This window comes from Sphaerisporangium rufum (assembly GCF_016863395.1).
In the GTDB taxonomy this organism is placed as follows: Bacteria; Actinomycetota; Actinomycetes; order Streptosporangiales; family Streptosporangiaceae; genus Sphaerisporangium; species Sphaerisporangium rufum.
The window spans coordinates 38,622-63,995 of record NZ_BOOU01000088.1; the positions used below are offsets into that span (position 1 = coordinate 38,622).

Here is a 25,374-nt window from a genome sequence, read left to right on the forward strand (position 1 = left end):
ACAGGTATCAGGTGGGGCCTCTCAAGCGTTTAGCGGCCGCGCTGCCAGAAACGTGAGCGGACGACGGTTGCGTCAAAAGATCGCGGTGGGCGCCGTCGGCTGAGCTATGGCCATTGCCGGTCTTGGCTGACCGCCGTATTGCTGGGAGCCCTAGCTCGCCGCACATGTGGCCCTAGCCGCCACCGCGACCGACAAGATTACAATGAAAGGGATCAATGGTCCATGATCAGCGGGTGCCGAATACGTGCCGAGAGTTCGATCGTCGTCCTGGCCGTGCTGGTCGTCGCCGGTTGCGGCGCGTCCGGCCCGCCGGACGCCGGCGGCGTGTCGCCCGCGGGACCCGCGTCCTCGGCGGCGTCCGTCGCCACAACGTCACCGAGTGGCTCGCCGTCCGGGTTGCCGACGGCTGAAGCGGCGTCGGGGTTCGTGGCGGAAGGGCTGGTCGGGTATGACGCGGCCGGGCCGTTCCGGATGACGGTGCAGTCCCTCGAGCGGCAGCGGAACCTCACCGTCCTGCGGATGGAAGTCATTAATACTGCACAGACCTCCATACCCGGCCATTTCGGATACGACGGTCTGCGGGGGCAGAGCGTGAGCTTCGGCAGGTTCCGGCTGCTGGATCCGGTCGGGCGGAAGGTCTATTTCACGTTGCGCGAGAAGACCGCGGAGGGGCCGGCCTTCGGCAGCCGTCATCCCACTCCAACGTCCCGGTTCCCGCAAGACTTCCGCCCCGGCGTCCGGTACCCGGTCGAGGTCTACTTCCCGCCACTGCCGCCCGAGGTCAAGGCGGTCTCCATCGTCCCGGACATGCCCATGCCGCCGATGACCGGCATCCCGGTGCGGGAGGGCGGCACACCTCCGATGGCGAGATCGGCCGACCCGTACGTGGAGTCGTCGCCGGGCACGTCCTACCGGCTGGCGGTGGTGCCGCCCGCGGGTGAGATCTGGTCCGGCGTCTCGGACCTGCACGAGTTAGTGGAGACTCCGCAGCGGTCCACCCGCCAGGAGGGCGGCCAGGAGATCGTCGCGCTGCGCACCGACGTGCTGTTCGCCTTCGACAAGGCGAAGCTCTCCAAGGTGTCCACCGCCGTGCTGGACGACGCGGTCGCCGAGACCCGTGCGCACGCCGATCCGGCCAAGCCGCCGATCATCATCAAGGGGCACACCGACAGCAAGGGCGACGACCGCTACAACCTTGAGCTTTCCGTCAAGCGGGCCGAGGCCGTGCGCGACTATCTGGTGCGCAAGCTGGGCTCCGGCTACGTCTACCGGGCCGAGGGCAAGGGGGAGAGCGAGCCGATCGCCAGAAACGAGAAGAAGGACGGCAGCGACAACCCGGAGGGGCGCGCCAAGAACCGGCGGGTGGAGATCTCCTACCACATCAGGCAGCAGCGGCCGGACGACGTCACCACGACGGCACCCGCGGACGACGTCCGGGGCTCCACCCGTCCGCCGGCGCCGTTCCAGGCCGATCCGGGACCGGTGGCGGGCTCGCTGAACTGGCAGCGCGGCAACGACCGGCTGAGGGTGGACTTCCACCCCTTCCGCCGCGACGGCGCCTACCTGGTCGCGGCCTTCGACGTGCGCTTCGACGGGTCGGCGCTCTTCATCCCGGTGCCGGCCCCGTTCACCGGCTATGACAACGCCTTCTCCTCGGCATCGGACTACGGGGCCTTCATCCTGGTGGACCCGGCGACCAAGGCCCGGTACCACCCGCTGAAGATGTACACCGAGTTCGTGGAGAACTATGTCAGCGTGCTCGATCCTGGCGAGTCCGGCCGTGGATACGTGTACTACCCGGCCCCGGCCGACTCGGTGACCTCGATCACGCTGGAGGCCGAGGGCAGTGGCAAGGTGGAGAACATCCCGATCTTGTGACCCCTCGGCCATCGATGTCGATCACGACGGAGGATGATCTGGCTGCGGGCGAACGCCGCGACCTGGATGTGCCCGCCCACCGGGTAGCCGATGATCGCCCGAGCGGCTTCAGGCGCAGGCGCTGAGGCGGGTCACGGTCGCCGGGCTGACGATCTTCAGTGCCCGGACCAGGTCGGCCAGCCGGGTGTCGCGAGCGTAGGGCCTGGCGGCGATCCTCACCACCCCGCCGTGCACGGTCGCCGGGTCGTGGACGAAGGGCACCGTGACGATCATGAGGTCGGCGACCGAGACGGCCACGGTGGCGGCGTCACCTCGTGGATCCAGTTGGTTCGCCACCCAGCCGACGGTGTCTGACAGAACGCCGCAGATGTAGACGACCTCTCCCGTCTTGCCGGCCGGAGCCGCCGGCAAGGCGTCGGCCTGGTCGGCATCCTTCGCTGCGGCGCTCAAGGCGTCACCGGTGGCCCGCCGGGCCGCCAGGTGCTTGTCCAGTGCCGTCCGAACGACGAGTTCGCCGCCGCGAAGCTCATGGTGATGTTCGTGATGCTCCTGGACCTGGAACGGCCCCGGATGGTCGAAGTAGAAACCCAGCGTCTCGGGCAGATCGGCCCGCAATCGGTCCAGGTCGGGCCGGCCGTACAGCAGTCCAGGCGCCTGCGGGGACGTCGCGTAGAACTCGGCGCCGTCCAGGCTCGGCCGGACGATCAGGTGGATCATCTCACGCATCACCCTGCACCACCTTCAACGCTACTTCGATGTCCAGTCCGACCTGCTTCACCAGTATGTCCCGACCGGCGCCGGGAAATGGATGGTTGGAAGGTCGCGTTAAAAGCCGGCGAATAGACGATGGCCGTAATTCCTAGAATGCGATGAATCGCCGGGAGCGCCTCCCGGTGGACCCTGGGGGAGCGGGCCGCCGGGAGGCGCCGGGTCAGTGTGTCAGCCGGCGGTCACTGCCAGCTGTCCAGGCGGCAGCCGTCGGTGGTCTTGCCGTTGTTGCAGTGGTTGAGCTGGAGGGCGTCCAGCTGGTAGGTGAAGGTCTGCCCGGCGGGACTCACCACCGAGAGCTGGACGCTGGTCGCGCCGGTCGGGGCGGTCGCCTTGTGCCGGTACTCCGCCCAGCCGGTCGTCAGCGCGTTGACGGCACTGTCACTGGAGGAGATCAGGGTGTTCGACGAGTTGTACCACGACAGGCGCAGCTTGACGTTGCCCGAGGTGGCAGTGGTCATCTTGGCGAAGAACTTGTAGGTCTGGCCGGCGGTCACCGCGGGCTTGCGGGTGATCGACACGACGCCGTCGGCGTACGACTGCACGTTCATGGTGAGCGACCGGCGGCCGTCGTAGTGCTTGGCCGAGATCTGGGCCGTCGGGCCGGGCGGGGTCACCTGGATCCAGCCGCCGCCCGAGACGCTGAACCCGGTCGGGGTGGCGTACGGCGCGTCCGCCTCGACGGTGCGTTCCTGCGCGGTCAGCAGGTCATTGCTGTAACCGACATCGCAGCAGGTGGGGGCAGTGAAGTACGGCCAGGCCGCGACGTTCACCTTGCGGGTGTCGTCGGGCTGGTTGCCGGTGTAGAAGGTCGCCGTGGTCTCGCTCGGGTCGTAGTAGTTGTTGAAGTCGTGGTCCAACTGCCAGTCCAAAGTCTGGTTGGACATGATGTCGGGGTAGGTCAGGTAGTCGACCGTTTCGGCGACCTTGGGGTGGTCCACGTAGAAGCCGTCCGCGGCGATGTGGAGCAGTTCGTGCAGCAGGGTGCTGCTGGACCACTCGTCGCCGGTCGCCGCGCACACCTTCGGGTTCGGGTCCGACGGTTCGCACAGACCGTTCGCCGTGCCGTTGAAGTCTTCGAACACCACGTACTTGCGATTGGCGATGTCGTATCCGGCCGCTGTCAGGTCGGCGGTGATGACGTACGGGGAGGTCTCGCCGCTGATCGCGCCGGCCTCGATCTTCTCCGGTATCACCAGGGCGTGGGCGTAGCCGGAGTAGGTGCTGGTGTCGAAGCCGGTGCGGCAGCTCAGATTGATGTGCTGGTCGTAGTTGGTGGACTCGTCTAACTCCAGGTCCATCCGGTCGACGAGCTTGGCGATCTGCTCGACGCGGTCCTCGTAGTGGTTCCCTCCGCCGTCATGCCAGGCGTAGATCACCTGAACGGCCGGGATGCTGGTGCTCGCGTCCTTGGGGTCGGACAGCGTCGTGGTGCAGCCGCGCTTGGGCACGTCAGGGTCCGCCGGCAGTGAGTACGGACCGGTGGGTTCGTCGATGTACGGCGGCGCGAATGCGGCCGCTGGACTCGCCATCGCCAAGACGACGAGACCCCCCGCGGCGATCGCAGAAAAGGCGCGACGCAGTTTCAGTGACAAGAGTGCTCCTCCCGTTGAGAACCCATGATCGGGAGAGTAATCAGCGTCACTGACGAAAAACATACCTCATTTCAAACATTTCCAAAGTAATGCATAAATGTACGATCTTACCAATGAAGCGGACTGGCCGTAAATGTTAGCGTTATACCGATACCTGTTTCGGGTGGCCGTCGTTTTCTGGCAAAAGTCGTGATATGCCCCTTAAGGTAAATTTATAGCTTCTGTCCGTAAGAAGGGTCTTTTGCGCGGTTCGTACCACAGGCTGCAGGTGAAGATCTGTCGGGTATCGCCGGCGTCGCCGGACACGACGGGTGATCACCCGGCCCTGAGGGCCCGGCGGCCGGCCGGGTTCCGGAGGCGAGACCGCGCCGGGGCACCTCGTCCGGCGCGGGCCCCGGGCCGCGCTCGGCCGTCGCCTCAGGGGAGGAGGGCGCGGGCCTGGGCGAGCAGCTCGCACTGCTCGCGCCAGTCACCGCCGGCCAGGCCCATGACGATGTGCCCCGCGCCGGCGTCCCGGTATGCGGCCAGCCGCTCGGCGACCTCGGCCGGTTCCCCCGCGATCGGGATGGTGATCGCGCGTTCCTGGGACGCGCCGTAGGAACCGGCGATCCCGGCCGCGATCCGGTCCCGGGTGGGCAGGCCGGCCCCGGAGCCCAGCACGCCGGTGACCCCGACGGCGATCACCGGCACCGGGCGGCCGGCGGCCGCCGACAGCTCGGCGAGCCGGCGGGCGCCCGCGGCCACCTCCGCGGCCGGCACCAGGGACGGGAACCAGCCGTCGCGCAGCCGGGCCGCCCGGCGGAGCGCGACCGGCGAGGCGTTGCCCACCCAGAACGGCGGCCGCGGAACGGGCGGCGCCAGGCCGGCGACCGGCGCCTCTCCGGCGGCGGGCGCGATCGGCGGCCCGCCGTCGTGCGCGGACGCGCTCGGGGGCCCGCTGTCCTGCGGGGCGGAGCGCCCCGCCGCGCCCGGCACCGGACCATGGGGGAGGCGCACCGGGTCGCCCGCCAGCAGCCGCGGCAGCAGCTCCAGCGCGATGTCGGTCCGCCGCCCCCGCTCGGCGTAGGGCACGCCGGCGGCGGCCCACTGCGCGGCGCCGCCGCCCGAGCCGACGCCGAGCACCAGCCGGCCGCCGGACACGTACTGCAGGGTGCCGATCTGCTTGGCGGCCCAGGCCAGCGGGCGGATCGCCGGGACGAACACCCCGGCGCCGATCCGGATCCGCCCGGTCGCGGCCGCCGCCACGGCCAGCGCGACGGCGCAGTCGAGGGTGCCGGCGCCGGCGGCCAGATGGTCGCCGTGCCACACGCCGTCCAGGCCGGCGCTCTCGGCGTGCCGCGCGGCCGCCGCCAGGTCCAGGCGCTGGTCGCGCTGCGTCCCGACGGAGGGGAGGACCACCCCGATCTCCAGTGAGGTCACGGAGACCACCTTCCGATGCTCGATGGGTTCAGCCGACGGTGATGACGACCTTGCCGCGGCCGTGCCCGGACTCCACCTCGCGCTGCGCGTCGGCCGCGCGCTCCAGCGGATAGGTGGACCGGATCAGGATGCGCAACCGGCCCTGCGCGTACCGGCCGGCCAGCTCGGCGAGCCGGGCCGCCGAGCGCAGGTTCGGCGTGGTCCGGATGCCGAGTTCCGCCGCCCGGCCGTGCTCGACCAGGGTGAGGATCCGCCCGCGGTCGGCCACCAGGGCCAGCGACAGGTCGAGCGCGTCACCGCCGGCGCCGTCCAGCACGACGTCCACCCCGGCCGGCGCGGCGGCCCGGATCCGGCCGGCCAGCCCGTCGCCGTAGCGGACCGGGATCGCGCCGAACGCCCGCAGGTGGTCGTGGTTCTCCTCCCGGGCGGTGCCGATCACGGTCGCCCCCGACAGCACCGCCAGCTGGACCGCCACCGTGCCGACCGCACCGGCCGCGCCGTGCACCAGCAGGGTGTCGCCGGCACCGACCTTCAGCTCCTCCAGCGTGATGTGCGCCGTCTGGGCGGCCGCGCTGAACCCGCCGGCCACCTCCCAGGGCATGCCGGCCGGCTTGGCGGTCACCTGCTCCGCCGGGACGACCACGTACTCGGCGTAGCCGCCCAGCCGGCCGAACCCCAGCACCTCCGCGCCGGTCGAGAGACCGGTGACCCCGGCGCCGACCTGGTCGACCACGCCGGCGAACTCGTTGCCGGGCACCGCGGGCGGCACCGGCGTCATCGCCGGCGGCGTCCGGCCGGCCCGCACCGCGCAGTCGATCGGCTGTACGCCGGCCGCCTTCACCCGCACCCGCACCTGCCCGGCGCCGGCCACCGGCGTCGCCACCTCGGCCGCTTCCAGTACCTCCGGCCCGCCGAACCGCGAGAACACCGCCGCCTTCATCGAAGCCCTTTCGTCGTCCGCTGACGAAGAGCAACCCTGCAACCTCAAGCCGACTTGACGTCAACTCCAGGGCGGGTCTCGGCCGGCGAGTCCGGCCTGGACCGGTCGCGCACGTACGGATGACCGTGCGGTCGATGCGCTGCCTCCTCAGGCCGGCAGCTACGGGACGATCGCCTCCGATGGGGCCGAACAGGCGGCAAGGCAGCGCTCTGGCGTCGGCCTCATAGCGGCGGTTCGGCATGGCTTCGCCGCCGCGCCGGCCGGGCGGCGGTGCCGCTCGATCGCTCCGCTCGCCGGCCGGCGAAGAGGTCCGAGCGCCGGTCTCAGGTGGTGGGGAAGTCGAGGAAGACGGTCTCCTCGGCGGGGTCGGCGGACTGGAGGCGGATGTCGAAGCGGTGGACGCCGGGAGACTCCTCGCCGGCGATGAGGGTGGCGCGGCGGGCCGGGTCCAGCGAGTCGAGCAGCGGGTCGCCCGGTTCGGCGGCCAGGTAGGCGCGGGTGTAGAGGTGGTGCAGCAGGCCGCGGGCGTGCACGCACACCGCCAGGTACGGCGCGCCGCCCGGGCGCAGGGTGCGCAGCGTCCAGTGGCCGTCGGCGTCGGTGGGCACCCGGCCGAACCCGGTGAAGCGGACCGGGTCGCGTCCGGCGACCGCGCCGGTGACCGGGTCGCGGCGCAGCGTCCCGGGCGCGCCGGCCAGGCCGCCGGCCGGGTCGGCCTGCCAGAACTCCAGCAGCGCGTCCGGCACCGGCGCCCCGGCGCCGTCGTACACGTGACCGTGCAGCAGGATCGCGTCCGGATGTCCGGGCGGGACGAGGTCGCCGCCGCCGGGGAACGGCAGCGCGTACCCGTAGAACGGGCCGACCGTCTGGGACGGGGTGGGCGGCAGGGCGGTCATGCGCACTCCATCGTGGTGGCGAGCGTGGGCCGCAACGGCCGTCGCCGGTCCGGGCGGCGATGGGACCGGGTGGCGGTGTGACGGGTGGCGCCGGTCCGGCCGGCGGTGGAACGGCCGTCGCCGGTCCGGGCGGCGCGGGTCTGAATGGCGATGGGACGGGCGTCCGCTGCGGGGGCCGGGCTCACTCGGCCGGCTCCGTCCAGGTCGCGGCCGGGCCGTCCAGCACGATGTCGAACCGGTACCCCAGCGACCACTCGGGCACCGACAGGTCGTGGTCGTAACCGGCGATCATGCGCTGCCGGGCCCGCTCGTCCGGCACCGAGTTGAAGATCGGGTCGAACCGGAACAGCGGGTCGCCGGGGAAGTACATCTGGGTGACCAGCCGCTGGGTGAACGCGGTGCCGAACAGCGAGAAGTGGATGTGCGCCGGCCGCCAGGCGTTGGCGTGGTTGCGCCACGGATAGGCCCCGGGCCGGACCGTGGTGAAGGTGTAGTTCCCCTCGCCGTCGGTGAGGCAGCGGCCGACGCCGGTGAAGTTCGGGTCCAGCGGCGCCGGGTGGTCGTCGCGCTGGTGGGCGTAGCGGCCGGAGGCGTTGGCCTGCCAGATCTCCACCAGCTGCCCGCGCACCGGCCGGCCGGCCCGGTCCAGCACCCGGCCGGTGACCGTGATGCGCTCGCCAAGCGGCTCGCCGGCGTGCTGCCGGGTCAGGTCGTTGTCCAGCGCGGTCACGTCGGTGACCCCGAACACCGGCCCGGTCAGCTCCACCGCCTCCGGATCCCGCACGGTGACCGGCGGCTGCTCGGGGTGGCGCAGCAGGCTGCTGCGGTACGGCGTGAAGTCGCGGGCCGCGTGGTGCAGTTCCGGCTCCCCGGCGGCGACCCGCTTGGCGTACGCCTCGTGCTCCTGGACGATCTCGGCGGTGATCTGGTCCTGGGCGAGCGGCCCGGCGCCGCCGGGCGCCTGCCGGTCCGCCGGGGCGCGGCCCGGCGCGATCGGGACGGCGGCCCGGGCGGCCCGGGCGTCGGCATCGGTCATCGGACACCTCCGAGGAGCCCCGCCGGCCGGCGGGGGAGCGGGCGGGTGGCTAGCGTTCCAGGACCATGGCGATGCCCTGGCCGACACCGATGCACAGCGCTGCCAGGCCGACACCGGACCCGGCGGCGGCGAGCTGGTGCGCGACGGCGCCGGCCAGCCGGGCGCCGGAGGCGCCGAGCGGGTGGCCGATCGCGATGGCGCCGCCGCGCGGGTTGACGATGCCGGGGTCCAGGTCGGGCAGCTCGGCCAGGCAGCCGAGCACCTGGACGGCGAACGCCTCGTTCAGCTCGGCCAGCGCCAGGTCGCCGAACCCGCGGCCGGCCCGGCGCAGCGCGCGGCCGGCCGCCTCGACCGGGCCGAGCCCGAAGAACTGCGGCTCGATGCCGCTGACCGCGCACGAGCGGATGCGGGCGAGCGGCGGGCGGCCGATCTCGGCGAGCCCTTCCTCATCGGCGAGCAGCAGGGCGGCGGCCCCGTCGCTGAGCGGCGAGGAGTTGCCCGCGGTGACGGTGCCGCCGGCCCGGAAGGCCGGCTTGAGCCGGGCCAGCGCCTCCATCGAGGTGGCGTCCCGGATGCTCTCGTCCCGGGGCAGGTCGACGCCGGGCACCGGGACGACCTCGGCGGCGTAGTGGCCCTCGGCCCAGGCGCGGGCCGCCTTGCGGTGGCTGGCCAGCGCGAAGGCGTCCTGCGCCTCGCGGGAGACGGTGTGCTTACCGGCGATCAGCTCGGCGCCCTCGCCGAGGGCGACCGTCCATTCCGACGGCATCCGCGGGTTGACCAGCCGCCAGCCGAGCGTGGTGGAGGGCAGCTCCTGCGGCCCGGCGGGGAAGGCGCGGTCGGGTTTGGGCAGCACCCAGGGGGCGCGGGTCATCGACTCCACCCCGCCGGCCACCGCCACCCGGGCCTCGCCGGTGGCGATGGCCCGGTAGGCCTGGATGACGGCCTCCAGGCCCGAGCCGCACAGCCGGTTGACGGTGGCGCCGGGCACGGTGACCGGCAGCCCGGCGAGCAGCACGGCCATCCGGGCGACGTCGCGGTTCTCCTCGCCGGCGCCGTTGGCGTTGCCGAAGTACACGTCGTCCACCCGGGCCGGGTCCAGCGCGGGGGAGCGGTCGAGCAGGGCGCGCAGCACGTGGGCGGCCAGGTCGTCGGGGCGGGTGCCGGCCAGCGCGCCGCCGTGCCTGCCGATCGGGGTGCGCAGCGCGTCGACGATGTAGACGTCGCTCATCGGGCCTTCGCCTCCTTGGAGCCGGCCGGGTGCGGGGGCGGCCCGGTGCCGTCGCGCAGGCCGGCGCCGGTGGCGGCCCTGACCTGCTCGGCGGTGACGCCGGGCGCGGTCTCCACCAGTACCAGGCCGGCGGGGGTGACGTCGAGCACGCCGAGGTCGGTGATGATCCGGTGCACGCAGGCTCGGCCGGTGAGCGGCAGCGTGCATTCCTCCAGGATCTTGGGGGAGCCGTCCTTGGCGGTGTGCTCCATAAGCACCAGCACCCGGCGGGCGCCGTGCACCAGGTCCATCGCGCCGCCCATGCCGCGGACCATCTTGCCGGGGATCAGCCAGTTGGCCAGGTCGCCGCCGGACGACACCTGCATGGCGCCGAGCACCGCGACGTCGATGTGGCCGCCGCGGATCATGCCGAATGACAGCGCCGAGTCGAAGAAGGCGGCGCCGGGCAGCACGGTGACGGTCTCCTTGCCCGCGTTGATCAGGTCGGGGTCGACCTCGTCCTCGCGCGGGTAGGGGCCGACGCCGAGGACGCCGTTCTCCGAGTGCAGCACCACGTCCACCCCGGGCGGCAGATGCTCGGGGATGCGGGTGGGCAGGCCGATGCCGAGGTTGACGTACCCGCCGTCGGGCAGCTCGCGGGCCGCGCGGGCGGCCATCTCGTCCCTGGTCCACGCCATCAGCCGCGCACCGTCCTCTTCTCGATGCCCTTTTCGGCGGCCTGCTCGGGGGTGAGGGCCAGCACGTGCTGGACGAACACCCCGGGCACGTGCACCAGGTCGGGGTCCAGCTCGCCGGGCTCGACCAGTTCCTCGACCTCGGCGATGGTCACCCGGCCGGCCATCGCGGCGAGCGGGTTGAAGTTGCGTGCCGCGCGGTGGAAGACCAGGTTGCCGTGCCGGTCGCCGCGGGCGGCGCGCACCAGGGCGAAGTCGGTGGTGATGGCGAGCTCCAGCGCGTGCTCCCGCCCGGCGAACGCGCGCACCTCCTTGGCCGGCGAGGCGACCGCGACGGTGCCGTCCGGGCCGTACCGCCAGGGCAGCCCGCCATCGGCGACCGGGGTGCCGACGCCGGCCGGGGTGTAGAAGGCCGGGATGCCGCAGCCGCCGGCCCGCAGCCGCTCGGCCAGGGTGCCCTGCGGGACCAGCTCCACCTCGATCTCGCCGGCCAGGTACTGCCGGGCGAACTCCTTGTTCTCGCCGACGTAGCTGCCGGTCACCCGGGAGATGCGGCCGGCGGCGAGCAGCACGCCGAGGCCGCCGCCGTCGACGCCGCAGTTGTTGGAGACCACGTGCAGGCCGCGCGCCCCGGAGTCGTGCAGCGCGCGGATGAGCGTGGTGGGCACCCCGCTCAGCCCGAAGCCGCCGACGGCGAGCGAGGCCCCGTCGCCGATCCGCGCGACCGCCGCCGCGGCGCTCGCCACCACCTTGTCCATCCGCTGCCGCCCTTCTGTTCGCACAGCGAACGTAGGTTCCCTGTGCGTACGGCGCCAGTCTAGCCGGGGCGGGCCGGGGCGGCGCCACCCGCCTGGGCCCGGCGCGCTACCGTCCTGCTTCGAGGCGGATTCGCAGCGATCAGGGAGGCGGCGCGTGGAACTGCACGACCTGTCGGCCGGCGGCGGGGTGCTCGCCCGGATGGGCGAGGTCGCCCGGCGGGCGCTGCCCCGCTACGGGCTGCCGCCGGGCACCCCGGTGGCGCTCACCAACGTGTCGGAGAACGCCACCTTCACCGTCGGCGGCGGCGACGCGCGGACGATCCTGCGGGTGCATCGGCTCGGCTACCACCCGCCCGCGGCCATCGCCGCCGAGCTCGACTGGCTCACCGCGCTGCGCGAGGAGGCCGGCGTGCGCACCCCGGCGGTGCTGCCCGCCCTGGACGGGAGCCGCGTCGTCACCGTCGAGGACCCCGGAGCCCCGCCGCGGCACTGCGTCATGTTCGAGTTCCTCCCCGGCGACGAGCCGGCCGGCGACCGGCTGCCGGCGCACTTCGAGCCGCTCGGCGCCATCACCGCCCGGATGCACCGGCACGCGCGCGGCTGGCCGCGGCCGGCCGGCTTCACCCGGTTCCGCTGGGACGAGGACGCCGCGTTCGGCCCGGCGCCCCGGTGGGGCCGCTGGCAGGACGGGGCCGGCGTGGACGCCGCCGCCCGGGCGGTGCTGTCCCGGCTGGAGGCGGCGCTGCGCGACCGGCTGGCCGGGTTCGGCACCGGACCGGACCGGTTCGGGCTCATCCACGCCGACCTGCGGGCCGCCAACCTGCTGGTCGACGGCGCGGCCGGCACCTCGGTGATCGACTTCGACGACTGCGGTTTCGGCTGGTACCTGTACGACCTCGGCGCCGCGCTGAGCTTCATCGAGCACCACCCTCGCGCGCCGGAGATGGTGGAGTCGTGGCTGCGCGGCTACCGGAGCGTCGCCACGCTCCCGGCGGCCGACGAAGCCGAGGCGTGGACGTTCGTGCTGCTGCGCCGGCTGATGCTGGTCGCCTGGATCGGCTCGCACCCGGCGGTGGACCTGGCCCGCGAGCTCGGCGCCGGCTACACCCGCGACACCTGCGAGCTGGCCGAACGTTACCTCGCCGCCGGGCCCGGCGCCGCCCTGGCCGGGTGACGCCACTGCCGTGACGCCACCGCCGGGTGACGCGGCGGCCGGGACGGCGTCATGGCCGGGACGGCGGCTCGGGCGCCGGCCGGCGGCCCGTGCCGGGCGGGCCCATCGGATCCGGCCGGGTGCGGTGCCGTCCGTCCGTGCGTCGGGGAGGAGATCAGCGGACCAGCCTGGCCGGGCGCACGGCCGCCTCGTGCAGCACCGCCTCCAGCGGGCCGCGGCGGAACACCCGCGACCAGCCGGCCGCGAACAGCACCGCCCCGGCGACCACCACGGCGAGCGACGCCTGCGGCGAGCCGAACACCGCGTCCAGGTCGACGAACCGGACGGCCAGGATGTGCGCCACGTAGACGGTCAGCGACATCGTGCCCAGCGCCACCAGCGGCCCGGCCGGGCGGCGCAGCCCGGGGAACGCCTCCAGCACCGCCACCGCGGCCACGATCACCAGCAGGGCGACGCCGATATTTCCGGCCTGCTCGAAGGACGTGCCGCTGTGCGGGGTGGCCACCAGCAGCCGTTCGGCGAGCGAGGCGCCCTCGGCCGGCCCGGAGAACTCCGGCCCGCGCGCGGCGGCCGCCGCCCGGACCGCGGGGCCGAGGCCGGTGAGCACGTCGAGCACCAGCCACGAGCCGCCGTACCCGGCCAGGGCCAGCGCGGCACCGGTGACGGCCAGCCGGCCGCGCACCGCGGCCGCCCGCAGGTCCAGCCGGCCCAGCGCCATGCCGGCCAGGACGTACGACATCCAGGTGGCGGCGGGGTACTCGCCGACGAGCAGCAGGTCGATGAACCCCCGCCCGTCGGCCATGTTCACCGGGTCGGCCGCGGCGAAGGCGTCCAGCCAGCCGCCCGGCACCACCTCGGGGAGGAAGGTGAACAGCGGCCCGGCCAGCCCGGCCACCGCGGCCGCGCCGGCCAGGTCGCGGGCCCGCCAGCGCAGCATCGGCAGCGCGAGCAGGAAGTAGATCCCGTAGTAGGGGACGATCACCGAGATGGTGGTGCCGAGCGCGGTCAGCGCGGTGCCGCCGGCGATCAGGATCACCGCGCGCACCGCGATGCGCGCGGCGACCCGGCGTCCCTCCCGGCCCCGCCTGGGCCGGTCGCGCCCGCTGATCAGCACCAGCGACACCCCGGCCAGCGTGGCGAACAGCGCGGAGGACCGGCCCTGGCAGGCCCGCAGCAGCGCGGCCGGCACCCAGGCGACGTTCTCCGGCCGCGGGCCGAGGTGCACCGCGAACATGCCGAGGACGGCCAGCGAGCGGGCCAGGTCGATGCCCGCCAGCCGGCCCCCGCCGGACGCGTCCCCGGCCGGGGCCGCGGCGGGGGACCGGGCGGAGCCATCCGGTGGGCGACTCGCGGCCGGGCCGGACATCGCGCCCGCGGCCGGGTCCGGGTCCGCGGCCGGGTCCGGGTCCGCGGCCGGGCGGGGGACCAGGTCGGCGGCCGGGGAGGCGGCCGGTGGAGCCGCGGCGGCGCCCGGCGGGGCGGGCCGCGGCGGCGGCTCGCCGGCCACCTGGGTAGGCGGCGGGTTGCTCTCCGTCACGAAACCATGGATCCTACGGTCTGCGCGGCGCCGCCGCCGGGATTTCCGCCGATCCGGCGGCGCCGGCGATGGTGAGGCGGTACGAACCGCATGATCCGGCCGCGCGGTACCCGCCGGCCGGACCGTACCCGGCCGATGGCGGCCTGAGCCGGCGCGGTACCGATGCCCGCGCGGCCGGGGCGGGCCGATGAGACGGCGAGCGGCCCCGGGCCGGGAGGCGGCCGGCTCGGGAACGTGAAATGTCCGAACAACCGAAAGCCGGCTGCGGGGCGCGCCACCCCGCAGCCGACTTCCGCTCATTCGGGCGGGTCGTGCTGTTTCGGAAAGAAGATGGTGAATCCTTACTGGTCAGTGCCCGTCGCCGGAGCGGCCGGGCCGTCGATCACCTCGCTCTCTGTCAGTAACCCGAGGAGTTGGAGTTGTAGTTCTGGGAGCCGCCGGAGTTCGACTTCGGCGTGGCCGAGCCACTGCCCGAGCCGCTGCCCGAGCCGCCCGCGGCCGAGGCCGGCATCAGCACGCCGATCACGCCGTGCTGAGCCTTCTGGATGCCCGCGGCATACCACATCGCGTTCTCGCCGCCGACCGCCGCGGTGCCGCGCTCCAGGTCCCACAGACCCTCGATCGCGATGACCTTGCCGGCCGAATCGCGCAGCGGGCCGAGGTAGCGGTTGTTGCGCGGGTTCCACGCGTTGATCACACCGTCGCCGAAGTTGCCGACCAGCACCGCGCCGCTGTAGGCGCCGAAGTTGCGCGGGGCCACCGCCATCGCCCACGGGGCGTTGAGCGGGCCGCGCGACTGCACGCGCCGCATGTACCTGCCGGTCGCGTCGAACTGGCTGATGAAGCCGAGGCCCTTGCCGGCGATGGACTTGCCGGTCGCCGGGTCGCGCTTGGCGTAGGCGACGAAGACCGAGTTGCCGATGATCTCCACGTTGTAGGCGTGGTAGTCGCGCGGCATCCGCGGGTCGCGGTAGGAGCGCTTCGACAGCCGCACCTTGCGGAAGTCGTCGTCCCACACGTCGATCCGGTTGTTCTTGAAGTCGGCGGCGAGCAGGAACGGGCCGCGGTTGGTGCGCATCAGCGCCAGGCCCTTGTAGTCGGCGCCGCGGGTGAACGCCGCGATGATCGCGTTGGCCGGGTCGACCTCGGCGTTCCAGCCGGTGATCGCGCCGCTCGGGCTGGCGAAGATGAACGAGGCCGGGCCCTTGTTGCCCTTGCTCGCGATCTCGAAGCCGCCCTCGCTGTTGAACACCTGCCCGGTCGGGGTGCCGCCGGGGATCCAGACCTCCGTCTTCTCCTTAGTCAGGTTGCCCGGCATGCCGGAATAGACGGTGGCGGTGCCGGTGCCGGCGTTGGAGACCCACAGGGTCTTGCCCATGGCGAGCCCCCAGGGGTTCACCACCTTGGCGTCGGTGACGTCCGCCTTGCCTGCCAGGTCAGAGATGAGGGGGACGCGAGTGATCGCGGCCGAGTTGCGGGGGGTGGTGGCGGTCTTGGCGGTCTCCTTGGACTGCGTGGACTCTGACATGGCGTGCGCCGGGATCGTGCCGGTGGATATGCCCAGGACGAGTGCCGCAGCGCAGAGCGTGACGGTGCGTGGCCGCATCAGGCCTCCTATGACGTCTGCATGCGCTTACGGTGGGAGGTACGCGGCCGGTGGAGCACCGGTTCAACGACTTTTTCCGCGGCGGCCGGCGAAGACGTCCAAGCAGGTCACGGCGCCGCGTCCCGCCCGGGCGGGCAGGACGCGGCGCGTGCGGCTCGACCGGCGCGGCCGGTCAGCGGTGCGCGGGCGGGGTCATCGGGGTGCTCCTGATCGGTCCCGGGGCCGCCGGCCCGCCGGCCGGCGGCGCCTTCAGGTCGGCGCCCGGCGTCCCGGGCCGAACCGGCGTCCGCGATCCGCCGGGCATGCCGGGCTCACCCGGCTCACCCGGCTCACCGGGCATGCCCGGTCCGCCCGGCCCCGGGGTACCGGGCCCACCCGGCGGCGTCCCCGGCCCGCCCGGCGCCCCCGGCCCAGGGGTCACCGGCACCGGCCGCACGGGGCCGTGGGCCGGGCGGATCAGCCCGACCAGGCCGTGCCGCTCGTCCTCGATCCCGGCGGCGAACCACAGCGCGCCGGCGCCGTCGTCCTGCAGCCCCCACAGGCCCTCGATGGCGATCGGCCGGCCGGTCAGGTGGCGCAGCGTCCCCCGGTACCGGCCGGTGCGCGGGTCGAAGGCGCTGATCCGGCCGTCGCCGAAGTTGCCGACCAGGATCGTCCCGGCATAGGTGCCGAATCCCGGCGGTGCCATCGTCACCGCCCACGGCGCGTTCAGCACGCCGCCGGTGGCGAACCGGCGGACGTGCCGCCCGTCCAGGGTGAACTGGTCCACGTGGCCGCGTCCCCGGCCGGTCAGCGCGTCGGCGCCCCCCGGCCGCCGCGCGGCGTAGGTGACGTAGAGGCTCCGCCCGGCCACCGCGACGTTGAACGGCGCGTAGCCGCGCGGCCGGGACGGCGTGCGCAGCCCGCCTGGCAGCTCGCGGAAGAACCGGTCGAAGACGCGGACCCGGCGCCCGGCGAAGTCGGCGGCGTACAGCCGGTCGCCGGCCAGCGCCAGCCCGGTGAAGGCGGCGCCCGGCACCACCACGGCGGTGGTCGCCTGGCCGGGTGTGGCGGTCGGGTTCCACCCGGCGATGGTGCCGCGCAACGTGGCGAACAGGTACCGGGCCGGGCCGTACCCGCCGGTCCCGCTCACCACGAATCCGCGGCCCGGGTTGTACACCTGGCCGGTGGGGCCGCCGTACACGCCGACCCGGACCGGTTCCTTCACCCCCTGACCGGTGACGCCCACCCCGTAGACGGTCGCCGACGCGCTCCCCGCGTTGGCCACCCACAGCCGCGGGCCCATCGCCAGCCCCCACGGATTGACCAGGTCCCGGTCCAGCACCTGGGCCCGGCCGGGCAGGTCGGAGAACAGGTTCACCTGGACGAACCTCGTCTGCCCGACCGGCGGTGGCGGCGGCAGCGGGCCGGCGGCCGCCGGGGGCGCGCCGCCGGCGGCCGTCACGACGGCGAAGGCGACGGCACCGAAGGTCATGCGTGATCGCAGCCTGATGATCATCAGATCTCCTCTGATCGTTCAGCGTGCGCCCACGGTAAGCAGACGCTCGCGCACGGTCATCGGATCGCGGCCGGTGCGGAAGGTAAGGATTTATTGGCCGGCGGCCTGGACGGCCTCGGCGAGCATGGCGTGCCGGGCCGGACCGGCCAGGCCCGCGTGGTAGAGGTGCAGTTCCTCGGCACCCGCCTCCACCAGCCGGCGCACGTGCGGGGCGACCTCCTCCGGGCGCACCGGCGGCAGCACCGTCAGGTACGCGCCGAGCGCCGTCCGCCCGGGCAGCAGCCGGCGGGCCCGCCGCAGCCGCTCGACGGAGTCCGGGCCGGTGGACCAGCACTTGACCACCACCGTGTCCGCCCCCTCGCCCGCGTCCGGGCCGAGGCCGGGGTCGGCGCCGGTCGCCCACGGGTCGGGGTCGGCGTTCAGGCCGACCCGCAGGCCGGGCAGCGCGGCGACGACCCGGCGGCGCAGCTCCAGCGCCGCCCGGTGCCGGACGGCCAGCAGCGCGGCGGCGGTCTCGGCGGCGGGCTCGTGCCGGTGGGAGCGCACCGCGGCGCGCAGGTCGCGCACCACCGGCTCGGGATCGACGTCCCGGGCCGCCCACCCGGCCCGGCAGGCCGCGCAGCAGCACACCGACAGCAGGCGGCGGGCGCGGGCGTCGTAGGCGCCGTCGGTCTTGTCGTGGTGGCCGCCGTGCACCGCGCCGAGTTGGCCGCACGCCTCCAGCAGCACCCCGTCCAGCGGCAGGTCGCGGACCGCCTCCCGCGCCAGCGTCGCGGCGTACTCGCCCACCTCGGGGTGCGAGGGGCACAGCGCCCACGGGTAGTGCTCGCCGAAGCAGTTGACCACCGAGACGTCCGGATTCGCCGCGCCCAGCCGCGAGTCGTGCGTCAGGACGATCCACGCGGTGACCGGGACGCCCGCCTCGGCCAGCGCGCGCGTGGCATCGCCGAACGGGTCGGGGCCGGCCATCCAGCCGGCCTCGCCCGGGACCAGCCGGCGGCCGGTCCACGCCTGCGGCCGCACCGGGCGGTACAGGGCGGCGTGCCGGGCGTCCAGGTACGCGTGCTCGGGATGCCAGGGGGTCGCGGCCCGGACGGTGTGGTAGCTCGCCGCCAGGTTCACCCCGTCGCAGCCGAGGGCGTGCATCCGCCCGATGAACAGCGGGTCGCCGATCACGTCCCACGGATAGGCGTGGACGAGCACGCGCATTGCCACCGCCTTTCCCGCGGGTCCTCGCCGGCCGGCCGGCGCCGTAAAGGAATACCGACTCGGCCGGGCCGCGTCAACGGCCCGCCGGGATCTCCGCGATCCGCCGGCGCGGGCCGGTCGCGCCGCCCGGTGGGTACCGGCCCGCCGGCGGGGGTAGGTCGAGCGGTGTCTCCCCGCCTCCGCGCCCGCGCGGCCCGGTGCGCAACGCATGAACCGCCCGCGCCTGGACAGTGAGGAGGCGACCGGGAGACCAGCACCTGTGGGAGACGTGGCATGGGACAGGAAGTGGCCAAGGAGCGCTTCTCCGAGGCGGAGTACGGGCGCTTCGGCGAGCGCCTGAAGGATTCCGTGATCGCCCTGCGCGAGCTGATCAACCGGCCGGGATTCGGCGCCGGTCCGGCCAGCGTGGGCGCCGAGCTGGAGCTGTTCCTGATCGACGCGGACGGCCGGCCGCTGCGCCGCAACAAGGACGTGCGGGACGCCGTCGCCGACGACCGGGTGGTCCTGGAGCTCGGCAGCTTCAACATCGAGGTGAACCTGAGCCCGCATCCGCTGGCCGGCCGGCCGTTCTCCGCGTTCGAGGCCGAGGCGCGCGAGCTGGTCGCGCGGGTGGACGAGGCGGCCGGCGCGCTGGGCGGCGGGGTGGTGCCCATCGGCATCCTGCCGACGTTCAGCGAGTTCGACTTCACCAGGGACGCGATCAGCGACGAGACCCGCTACCGGGCACTGAGCCGCGGGGTGCGCCGGCTGCGCGAGGAGCCGTTCCGGGTCCGGATCGAGGGGGTGGAGCGCCTGGACCTGGAGATCGAGGACGTCGTGATGGAGAGCGCCAACACCTCCTGGCAGGTGCACCTGCGCACCCCGCCGGAGTCGTTCGCGCGCGTCTACAACGCCGCGCAGGCGGCCATCGGCCCGGTGCTCGCGGCGAGCGGCAACTCCCCGTCGTTCCTGCGCCGCGAGCTGTGGGAGGAGACGCGGATCGCGCTGTTCGAGGCGTCCGCCGACGACCGGGACGCCGAGCGGCCCTGGCGGGTGGAGGGACGGGTCTGCTTCGGCTCGGGCTGGGTGACCGGCGGCGCCGACGAGCTGTTCGAGCACAGCGTGCGCGAGTACGAGCCGGTGCTGCCGGTGATGGGCGAGGAGGACCCGCTGGCCGTGGTGCGGGCCGGGGGGGTGCCCGAGCTGGCCGAGCTGCGGCTGCACCAGGGCACGGTGTGGATGTGGAACCGGCCGGTGTACGACCCGGCCGACGGCGGTCACCTGCGGGTGGAGCTGCGGGCGCTGCCGGCCGGGCCCACCTGCGCCGACATGGTGGCCAACTCGGCCTTCCTGGTCGGCCTGGTCAAGTCGCTGGCCGCCCGGCCGGAGTGGATCGAGCGGTTCACCTTCGCCGACGCCTACCGCAACTTCTACCGGGCGGCGCGCAGCGGCCTGGCCGCCGAGCTGGCCTGGCCCGGCCGGGACGCCCCGGCGCCGGCCGCGGAGCTGGTGGCCGAGCTGGTGCCGGTGGCCCTCGAAGGGCTGGTCGCGGCCGGGGTGGCCGAGGACGAGGCGGCCCGGCTGGTCGGCATCGTCGGCGAGCGGGCGCGGCTCGGCCGCACCGGGGCGGTCTGGCAGCGCTCGGCGCTGGCCGCGTTCGGCGACGCGCCCGGCGCGCGGTCGCGGATGCTGTCGTGGTACCGGGAGCTGTCGCTGGCCGGCGAGCCGGTGCACACCTGGCCGGACCCGGCCGCCGAGACGCCGATCGAGGCGGTGGGCTGACCGGGCGCCGGCGGGGTGCCGCCGGACGGGCCGGCCCTCAGGCCGGCGGCCGGCTCATTCCGGGTCGACGCCGGTCAGCGCGCTGCCGTAGCTGAGCGCGACGAGCTGGGCGACGGCGCTGTGCGCGCCGAGCGGGTCGGCGCAGCCGGCGCCCACCGACTCGGCGGCGGCCGAGATCCGGCCGGGGTCGATCTCCGGTCCGATGAGGAACGGCGCCAGCGCCAGCCGGGAGGCGCCGATGTTGCGCAGCCGCTGGGCGGCGTCCCCCACCCCGGGGGAGGCGTCCAGCGAGGCGGCGACGACCGGCAGGGTGAGGCGCGCGGCGAGCAGCACGACGGTGGCGTCGGCGGCCCGCACGGCCTCCTGGCCGCCGACGGTGCCGACGATGATGCCGTCCACCGGGGTCGCGATGTTGAACAGGCGCATCCGGTCCGCGCGGGCCAGCCCGCTCTCGGCCAGCTTGACGTGCAGGGCCTCGGCGAGCAGCGGATGCGGGCCGAGCGGGTCGGCGATCGCCACGTCGGCGCCGCTGTCGGCGACCGCCTCCCGGATGGCCCGGTACGCGTGCGGATGCGGGCCGGTGACCAGCGGCACCACGATGGCGGCCGCCGAGCCGGGCGGGCGCTCGGCCGCGCAGTCCTTCAGCGTGTCGCCCAGGCTGGTCTTGTGCTCGCCGAGATGGATCAGCCGGACGTCGAGCTGCGGATGGTCGACGCTGACGATGGTCTTGATGGCCGCGGGGGCGTCGCCGGCCGGGCCGGGAGAGGCCAGGACGAGCGCCGGCGCCTCCGGCGGCAGCTGGGCGGGCACCGGCCGCCGGTGCCGGCCGGAGCTGGTCCGGAACGCGCGTTCGCGGACCGGGAGATCCCGTGGAGCGTGGTGACCATCGTTCACATCGGCGGATTTTACGGGGTATGAGGCGAAAGATAAGTCTGATTCGCATCTATGCACGTGCGCGGGGCGGGTCGGCGGCAGTGACATCGCTGACAGTTTTGCGGCGGTCTTGGGATACGACCGTGAACTGTCCGTAATCATGCGAGATCATGACAGCCCTCGCCGGGCCGCCGCGTGGAGCGGGCGGCGGCCCGGCGCTGACAGCAAATCCGGTCAACTTTTTTGGCCACCAGGACCGGGCTAGCGGCACACCTCCAGATGCCGGGGCGGCCCGGGCGGCCCGTCCGGCAGCCGGAATCCCGCCCACACCGCCTTGCCGCCCGGGCCGAGCGGGGTCCATCCCCACCGGTCGCTGATCCCGGCCACCAGCTGCAGGCCGCGGCCGCCCTCGGCGTCCGCGCCGGGCTCGCGGGGGACCGGCACCGCGCCCACGGGGTCGGTGACCACGCAGATGAGCAGGTCGTCGGTGAGGGCGAGGATGACCCGGACCGGGTCGCGCACGGTGAACAGGGCCGGGACCGGCGCGGCCAGGCCATGCTGCAGCGCGTTGATCACCAGCTCGCCGACCACCGGCTCGGCGTCGTCGAGCAGGTCCGCCATGCCCCAGCCGTGCAAGGTCTTGGCGGCGAACCCGCGCGCGGTCCGCGCGGCGTACGGGTCATGGCACAACTCGCACAGGGCGACCTGTAATCGCCGGGCGTCGTCGGGGACGGGGGTGGCCGTCCACAGCCCGGCGGTGCCGAGGATCCGGTCCAGGGCGGCCAGCCAGTCGTCCCGGACTCTTGAAGGTTTGGTGTGTCGCGTCCTGTACCCAGACATAGGCGAACCTTGCGAGGTTAGGCCGAAAACAGCTTTGAGTTGAGCCGAATAGCCATAGTGCCTCTCATGATGTGCAGGTGCAAGTACCGATGCACGTGCAAACGCACGGAGGTATGCTGAGCGTTGCCGTCCCGGCCGGCCGGCGCCTCTTCGCCGGCCGAGAAGGTCGTGACGGGCTTTATCCCGATTTGTCGGGTTTCTAGAAATAGGTAATGAGGCGAGACTGGTGGAGATCTCCAACGGCATGCCGGCGACCGAGCTGGCCGGCGTCCGGTGGCGCAAGAGCGCGCGCAGCAACCCCAGCGGGAACTGCGTCGAGCTCGCCGAGCTTCCCGGCGGCGCGGTCGGGATGCGCAATTCCCGGCATCCGGGCGGTCCGGTACTGGTTTACAGTCCCGGGGAAATGGCCGATTTCATCGCCCGCACCAAGCGCGGCGACTTCGATGACCTGGCCTGATTACTCCGAGTATCGCTACGGGCTGTCCAAAATCGTAGCCTAAGGGTGATGTTGGGGTATATCCGGATCAACGGCGCGGGGCTAAGGTTGAAGTCTCTATGACCGCGAGAAGTGAGATGACGAGCCGCCCGCCGTTGTGAGGAAAGACCATGATCACTGCCCGCGCCGAGGGTGACGAGACCCCGCTGTCCATGGTGGCTCGCGATCGGGGCAGTTCCACGGTGCTGCGCATCCTGCTCGGATCGCAGCTGCGGCGGCTCCGGGAGGGCCGCGGCATCACCCTGGAGGCCGCCGGGCACGCCATCCGGGCCTCGCACTCCAAGATCAGCCGGATGGAGCTCGGCCGGGTCGGGTTCCGGGCCCGCGACGTCGGCGACCTGCTGACCCTGTACGGCGTCACCGGCGACACCGAGCGCGAATCGCTGCTCGCGCTGGTCTCCCAGGCCAACCGGCCCGGGTGGTGGCACAAGTACGACGACGTGCTGCCCAACTGGTTTGAGGCCTACGTCGGCCTGGAAGAGGCCGCGATCCGGATCCGCACCTACGAGGTGCAGTTCGTCCCCGGCCTGCTGCAGACCCCCGACTACGCCCGCGCGGTCGTCCGGCTCGGCCACCCCGACGGCCCGCAGGAAGAGATCGAGCGCCGCGTCGAACTGCGGACGGCCCGCCAGCGGGTCCTGGCACGCTCCAATCCGCCGCACCTGTGGGCCGTGGTCGACGAGGCCGCGCTGCGCCGCCCGCTCGGCGGGCGCGAGACGATGCGCGCCCAAATAGAGCACCTGCTGCGGGCCGTCGAGAACCCGGCGATCACCCTGCAGGTCATGCCGTTCAGCGCCGGCGGCCACGCGGCGGCCGGCGGCCCGTTCAGCATCCTGCGCTTCGCCGAGCCGGACCTGCCCGACGTGGTGTACCTCGAGCAGCTCACCAGCGCCGTCTACCTCGACAAGCGCGAGGACCTGGACCGCTACCAGGCGGTCATGGAGCGCCTGTGCCTGGCCGCCGCCCCCGCGGGCGAGACCGGCGCGATCCTCGGCGGCATCCTCGCAGCGCTGTGACGCCCCGGCCGGTGACGCCGTCCCCTGACACCGGCCGGCCGCCGGGTCACCGGCCCCCGGGCAGGCCGGCCGGGGTGCGGGTCGCCGGGCGCCCGGCGCGCCCGGCCAGTGTGCCCAGCCGGCCGGCGTCGCGGACGGCGGCGCCGCCGGGGTCGTTGTTGAAGTACACGTACACGTCGGCCTCCGGCGGGTAGGCCCCGGCCAGCCGGCGCAGCCACGAGCGCAGCGCGGCGTCGCCGTAGGAGGGCCAGGGTGACGCCAGGCCCTGGTGCAGCCGCAGGTAGCCCCAGCCCGCGGTGACCCACAGCGGGGTGACCGGCCGGCCGCGCGCGTCGGCCCAGCACAGCGCGGCGCCCTGCGTGGACAGCACCTCGCGCACCTCGTCGGTCCACCAGGACGGGTGCCGCGGCTCGACCGCCACCCGGGTGCCGGCCGGGAAGCGGCTCAGGCACTCGGCGAGGCGTGCCGGCTCGGCGCGCAGCGTCGGCGGGAGTTGCAGCAGCACCGGGCCCAGCCGGTCACCGAGACCGGCCGCGGCGGTCATCAGCCGATCCACCGGCTCCGCCGGCTCGCGCAGCCGCTTGATATGGGTGAGGAACCGGCTGGCCTTCACCGCCATGACGAACCTCTCGGGGGTGCGATCCCGCCATGCCTCGAACGTCTCCCGGGCAGGCAGCCGGTAGAAGGCGTTGTTGTTCTCCACCGTGGCGAAGCACTCGGCGTACCGCTCCAGCCACCGGCGCTGCGGCAGCCCGGGCGGGTACAGTACGCCGCGCCAGTCGGCGTACTGCCAGCCCGACGTCCCGACGATCAACATCGCAGACCTCCCGGTCCGGGGGTGGATGCATGCCCGCCCGCGGGCGATCCGAACCCGCCCGGCACGCCGCCGTACCCGCGCCGGCGGCGTGCCGGGCACCGCCGCCGGGCGCCGTCGCGATAAAGTCGCCCCGTCGAGGCGCGAACCCGGCGGAATAGGGGACGTCCGTTTGCGGCATACCCTTGACAGCGACTCCATGTGAACGCTAACAATTGGGGGGACCCACCTCTGACCTGGAGCGGGGCCGGAGTTTCAGGTGAACAAGGAGGCGGGGACGGCATCGTGGTTCGCAACCCCCATCGCTCGCCCGTCATGGCCGACGTGGCGCGGGTCGCCGGTGTCTCGCACCAGACCGTGTCCCGGGTGCTCAACGACCATCCCAACGTGCGCCCGGAGACCCGCGAGCGGGTGCTGGCGGCCATCGAAGGCCTCGGCTACCGGCGCAACTCCACCGCCCGCGCCCTGGTGACCCGGCGCACCGACACGCTCGGCGTCATCACCTTCGACACCACCCTGTACGGGCCCGCCAGCACGCTGCACGGCATCGAGCGGGCCGCGCGCGACGCCGGGTACTTCCTGAGCATCGTGAGCCTGCGCGACCTCACCCGGGCCGACCTGGCCGAGGCGCTGGACCATCTGGCCCGCCAGCAGGTGGACGGCATCGTCGTCATCGTCCCGCAGAGCGCGGTCGCCGTGGCGCTCACCGAGATGCCGCAGCAGGTGCCGGTGGTCACCGTGGAGGGGGACGCCGACGTCGGGCTGGCCGTCGTCAACGTCGACCAGCACATGGGCGGCGCCCTGGTCACCGAGCACCTGCTGCGCCTGGGTCACCGCACGGTCTGGCACCTGGCGGGCCCGGAGGACTGGCTGGAGGCGCAGGCGCGCCTGTCGGGCTGGCGGGAGACGCTGCTGGCGGCCGGCGCGCCGGTCCCGCCGCCGTTGTACGGCGACTGGAGCCCGCGCTCTGGCTACCGCAACGGGCAGCGGCTGGCCGGCATGCCCGATGTCACCGCGGTCTTCGTGGCCAACGACCAGATGGCCCTCGGCGTGGTGCGGGCCCTGCACGAGGCCCGCATCCGCGTCCCGGAGGAGGTGAGCGTGGTGGGTTTCGACGACATCCCCGAGTCGGAGTTCTTCGCGCCGCCGCTCACCACCGTGGCCCAGGACTTCGCCGAGGTGGGCCGCAAGGCCATCGCGCTGCTGCTCGACGCCCTGGCGGAGGAGGAGCCGCCCTGGCGGCACGCCGGCCCGGCGGACGGCGCCACCCCGGCCCCGGCGGCGCCGCGCGTGGTGGTCCGCCCCCAGCTCGTCGTCCGCCGCAGCTCCGCCCCACCCACCCCCCGCTGACCCACCCC

General features: G+C 73.8%; 22 protein-coding genes. 6 read left to right on the forward strand and 16 right to left on the reverse strand.

Going from position 1 to position 25,374, the window contains the following annotated elements; translation table 11 throughout:
• Positions 1-222: 222 nt before the first annotated feature.
• On the forward strand, positions 223-1,878 hold the full coding sequence (locus Sru01_RS30450; RefSeq protein ID WP_203992913.1) for an OmpA family protein: 1,656 nt from the start codon (positions 223-225) through the stop codon (positions 1,876-1,878).
• A 108-nt stretch (positions 1,879-1,986) separates the two neighbouring features.
• Here the strand turns inward: Sru01_RS30450 and Sru01_RS30455 are convergent, their stop codons facing one another.
• From Sru01_RS30455 to Sru01_RS30495, 9 genes are all read right to left on the reverse strand, one after another.
• A complete protein-coding gene (locus Sru01_RS30455) occupies positions 1,987-2,604 on the reverse strand; it encodes a hypothetical protein (RefSeq protein WP_203992916.1) in 618 nt (205 codons plus the stop codon).
• A 224-nt stretch (positions 2,605-2,828) separates the two neighbouring features.
• A complete protein-coding gene (locus Sru01_RS30460) occupies positions 2,829-4,178 on the reverse strand; it encodes a hypothetical protein (protein WP_203992918.1) in 1,350 nt (449 codons plus the stop codon).
• Positions 4,179-4,658: 480 nt separating this feature from the next.
• Positions 4,659-5,660 (reverse strand): LLM class flavin-dependent oxidoreductase, encoded by a 1,002-nt coding sequence (locus tag Sru01_RS30465; protein ID WP_203992920.1) that lies wholly within the window; start codon positions 5,658-5,660, stop codon positions 4,659-4,661.
• 28 nt (positions 5,661-5,688) lie between these two features.
• The gene (locus Sru01_RS30470) at positions 5,689-6,600 is read right to left on the reverse strand and encodes an NADP-dependent oxidoreductase (RefSeq protein ID WP_203992922.1); all 912 of its coding nucleotides are present in this window, start codon (positions 6,598-6,600) and stop codon (positions 5,689-5,691) included.
• Positions 6,601-6,923: 323 nt separating this feature from the next.
• Complete coding sequence (pcaG, locus tag Sru01_RS30475; protein ID WP_203992924.1) at positions 6,924-7,496, reverse strand: protocatechuate 3,4-dioxygenase subunit alpha; 573 nt, start codon at positions 7,494-7,496, stop codon at positions 6,924-6,926.
• Positions 7,497-7,677: 181 nt separating this feature from the next.
• Complete coding sequence (gene pcaH / locus Sru01_RS30480) at positions 7,678-8,532, reverse strand: protocatechuate 3,4-dioxygenase subunit beta (RefSeq protein WP_239137870.1); 855 nt, start codon at positions 8,530-8,532, stop codon at positions 7,678-7,680.
• Positions 8,533-8,581: 49 nt separating this feature from the next.
• Positions 8,582-9,760, reverse strand: coding sequence for a thiolase family protein (locus tag Sru01_RS30485; protein ID WP_203992926.1), 1,179 nt, complete (start codon positions 9,758-9,760; stop codon positions 8,582-8,584).
• Positions 9,757-10,437, reverse strand: a complete 681-nt coding sequence (locus Sru01_RS30490; RefSeq protein WP_203992928.1) for a CoA transferase subunit B — start codon at positions 10,435-10,437, stop codon at positions 9,757-9,759. Before Sru01_RS30490 ends, Sru01_RS30485 begins: the two co-directional genes overlap by 4 nt.
• Entirely contained in the window at positions 10,437-11,216 is a 780-nt protein-coding gene (locus Sru01_RS30495) for a CoA transferase subunit A (protein ID WP_239137871.1), read from the reverse strand. Before Sru01_RS30495 ends, Sru01_RS30490 begins: the two co-directional genes overlap by 1 nt.
• 130 nt (positions 11,217-11,346) lie before the next feature.
• On the opposite strand from Sru01_RS30495, the gene Sru01_RS30500 reads away from it, so the two are divergent.
• The gene (locus Sru01_RS30500; RefSeq protein WP_203992932.1) at positions 11,347-12,366 is read left to right on the forward strand and encodes a phosphotransferase enzyme family protein; all 1,020 of its coding nucleotides are present in this window, start codon (positions 11,347-11,349) and stop codon (positions 12,364-12,366) included.
• Between the two features lie 154 nt (positions 12,367-12,520).
• Here Sru01_RS30500 and Sru01_RS30505 read toward each other — a convergent pair whose 3' ends face one another.
• From Sru01_RS30505 to Sru01_RS30520, 4 genes are all read right to left on the reverse strand, one after another.
• Entirely contained in the window at positions 12,521-13,903 is a 1,383-nt protein-coding gene (locus Sru01_RS30505; RefSeq protein WP_203992935.1) for a DUF418 domain-containing protein, read from the reverse strand.
• A 397-nt stretch (positions 13,904-14,300) separates the two neighbouring features.
• The gene (locus Sru01_RS30510; protein ID WP_203992938.1) at positions 14,301-15,509 is read right to left on the reverse strand and encodes a TIGR03118 family protein; all 1,209 of its coding nucleotides are present in this window, start codon (positions 15,507-15,509) and stop codon (positions 14,301-14,303) included.
• Between the two features lie 172 nt (positions 15,510-15,681).
• Positions 15,682-17,007: a TIGR03118 family protein gene (locus Sru01_RS30515; protein WP_203992941.1), complete on the reverse strand. Its 1,326-nt coding sequence runs from the start codon at positions 17,005-17,007 to the stop codon at positions 15,682-15,684.
• 90 nt (positions 17,008-17,097) lie between these two features.
• The gene (locus Sru01_RS30520) at positions 17,098-18,216 is read right to left on the reverse strand and encodes a hypothetical protein (protein ID WP_203992944.1); all 1,119 of its coding nucleotides are present in this window, start codon (positions 18,214-18,216) and stop codon (positions 17,098-17,100) included.
• 273 nt (positions 18,217-18,489) lie between these two features.
• Here Sru01_RS30520 and Sru01_RS30525 point away from each other — a divergent pair, with 273 nt between their 5' ends.
• A complete protein-coding gene (locus Sru01_RS30525) occupies positions 18,490-19,977 on the forward strand; it encodes a glutamate-cysteine ligase family protein (protein ID WP_203992947.1) in 1,488 nt (495 codons plus the stop codon).
• A 54-nt stretch (positions 19,978-20,031) separates the two neighbouring features.
• On the opposite strand, the gene Sru01_RS30530 is transcribed toward Sru01_RS30525, so the two are convergent.
• Both Sru01_RS30530 and Sru01_RS30535 read right to left on the reverse strand, forming a co-directional pair.
• Complete coding sequence (locus tag Sru01_RS30530) at positions 20,032-20,871, reverse strand: sirohydrochlorin chelatase (RefSeq protein ID WP_203992950.1); 840 nt, start codon at positions 20,869-20,871, stop codon at positions 20,032-20,034.
• Between the two features lie 240 nt (positions 20,872-21,111).
• On the reverse strand, positions 21,112-21,690 hold the full coding sequence (locus Sru01_RS30535; protein WP_203992952.1) for an ATP-binding protein: 579 nt from the start codon (positions 21,688-21,690) through the stop codon (positions 21,112-21,114).
• A 226-nt stretch (positions 21,691-21,916) separates the two neighbouring features.
• Here Sru01_RS30535 and Sru01_RS30540 point away from each other — a divergent pair, with 226 nt between their 5' ends.
• Entirely contained in the window at positions 21,917-22,147 is a 231-nt protein-coding gene (locus Sru01_RS30540; RefSeq protein WP_373869555.1) for a DUF397 domain-containing protein, read from the forward strand.
• Positions 22,148-22,296: 149 nt separating this feature from the next.
• Positions 22,297-23,202: a Sco1979 family transcriptional regulator gene (locus Sru01_RS30545; RefSeq protein ID WP_203992955.1), complete on the forward strand. Its 906-nt coding sequence runs from the start codon at positions 22,297-22,299 to the stop codon at positions 23,200-23,202.
• 46 nt (positions 23,203-23,248) lie between these two features.
• Here the strand turns inward: Sru01_RS30545 and Sru01_RS30550 are convergent, their stop codons facing one another.
• Positions 23,249-24,019: a DUF72 domain-containing protein gene (locus tag Sru01_RS30550; protein ID WP_203992957.1), complete on the reverse strand. Its 771-nt coding sequence runs from the start codon at positions 24,017-24,019 to the stop codon at positions 23,249-23,251.
• Positions 24,020-24,331: 312 nt separating this feature from the next.
• On the opposite strand from Sru01_RS30550, the gene Sru01_RS30555 reads away from it, so the two are divergent.
• Positions 24,332-25,366: a LacI family DNA-binding transcriptional regulator gene (locus Sru01_RS30555; RefSeq protein ID WP_203992982.1), complete on the forward strand. Its 1,035-nt coding sequence runs from the start codon at positions 24,332-24,334 to the stop codon at positions 25,364-25,366.
• Positions 25,367-25,374: the final 8 nt, after the last annotated feature.

Coding starts and splice junctions, on each gene's coding strand:
- Sru01_RS30450 (WP_203992913.1), top strand. CDS start 223: ATGATCAGCGGGTGCCGAATACGTGCCGAGAGTTCGATCGTCGTCCTG.
- Sru01_RS30455 (WP_203992916.1), bottom strand. CDS start 2,604: ATGCGTGAGATGATCCACCTGATCGTCCGGCCGAGCCTGGACGGCGCC.
- Sru01_RS30460 (WP_203992918.1), bottom strand. CDS start 4,178: ATGGCGAGTCCAGCGGCCGCATTCGCGCCGCCGTACATCGACGAACCC.
- Sru01_RS30470 (WP_203992922.1), bottom strand. CDS start 6,600: ATGAAGGCGGCGGTGTTCTCGCGGTTCGGCGGGCCGGAGGTACTGGAA.
- pcaG (WP_203992924.1), bottom strand. CDS start 7,496: ATGACCGCCCTGCCGCCCACCCCGTCCCAGACGGTCGGCCCGTTCTAC.
- pcaH (WP_239137870.1), bottom strand. CDS start 8,532: ATGACCGATGCCGACGCCCGGGCCGCCCGGGCCGCCGTCCCGATCGCG.
- Sru01_RS30485 (WP_203992926.1), bottom strand. CDS start 9,760: ATGAGCGACGTCTACATCGTCGACGCGCTGCGCACCCCGATCGGCAGG.
- Sru01_RS30490 (WP_203992928.1), bottom strand. CDS start 10,437: ATGGCGTGGACCAGGGACGAGATGGCCGCCCGCGCGGCCCGCGAGCTG.
- Sru01_RS30510 (WP_203992938.1), bottom strand. CDS start 15,509: ATGCGGCCACGCACCGTCACGCTCTGCGCTGCGGCACTCGTCCTGGGC.
- Sru01_RS30515 (WP_203992941.1), bottom strand. CDS start 17,007: ATGATCATCAGGCTGCGATCACGCATGACCTTCGGTGCCGTCGCCTTC.
- Sru01_RS30520 (WP_203992944.1), bottom strand. CDS start 18,216: ATGCGCGTGCTCGTCCACGCCTATCCGTGGGACGTGATCGGCGACCCG.
- Sru01_RS30525 (WP_203992947.1), top strand. CDS start 18,490: ATGGGACAGGAAGTGGCCAAGGAGCGCTTCTCCGAGGCGGAGTACGGG.
- Sru01_RS30535 (WP_203992952.1), bottom strand. CDS start 21,690: ATGTCTGGGTACAGGACGCGACACACCAAACCTTCAAGAGTCCGGGAC.
- Sru01_RS30545 (WP_203992955.1), top strand. CDS start 22,297: ATGATCACTGCCCGCGCCGAGGGTGACGAGACCCCGCTGTCCATGGTG.
- Sru01_RS30550 (WP_203992957.1), bottom strand. CDS start 24,019: ATGTTGATCGTCGGGACGTCGGGCTGGCAGTACGCCGACTGGCGCGGC.
- Sru01_RS30555 (WP_203992982.1), top strand. CDS start 24,332: ATGGCCGACGTGGCGCGGGTCGCCGGTGTCTCGCACCAGACCGTGTCC.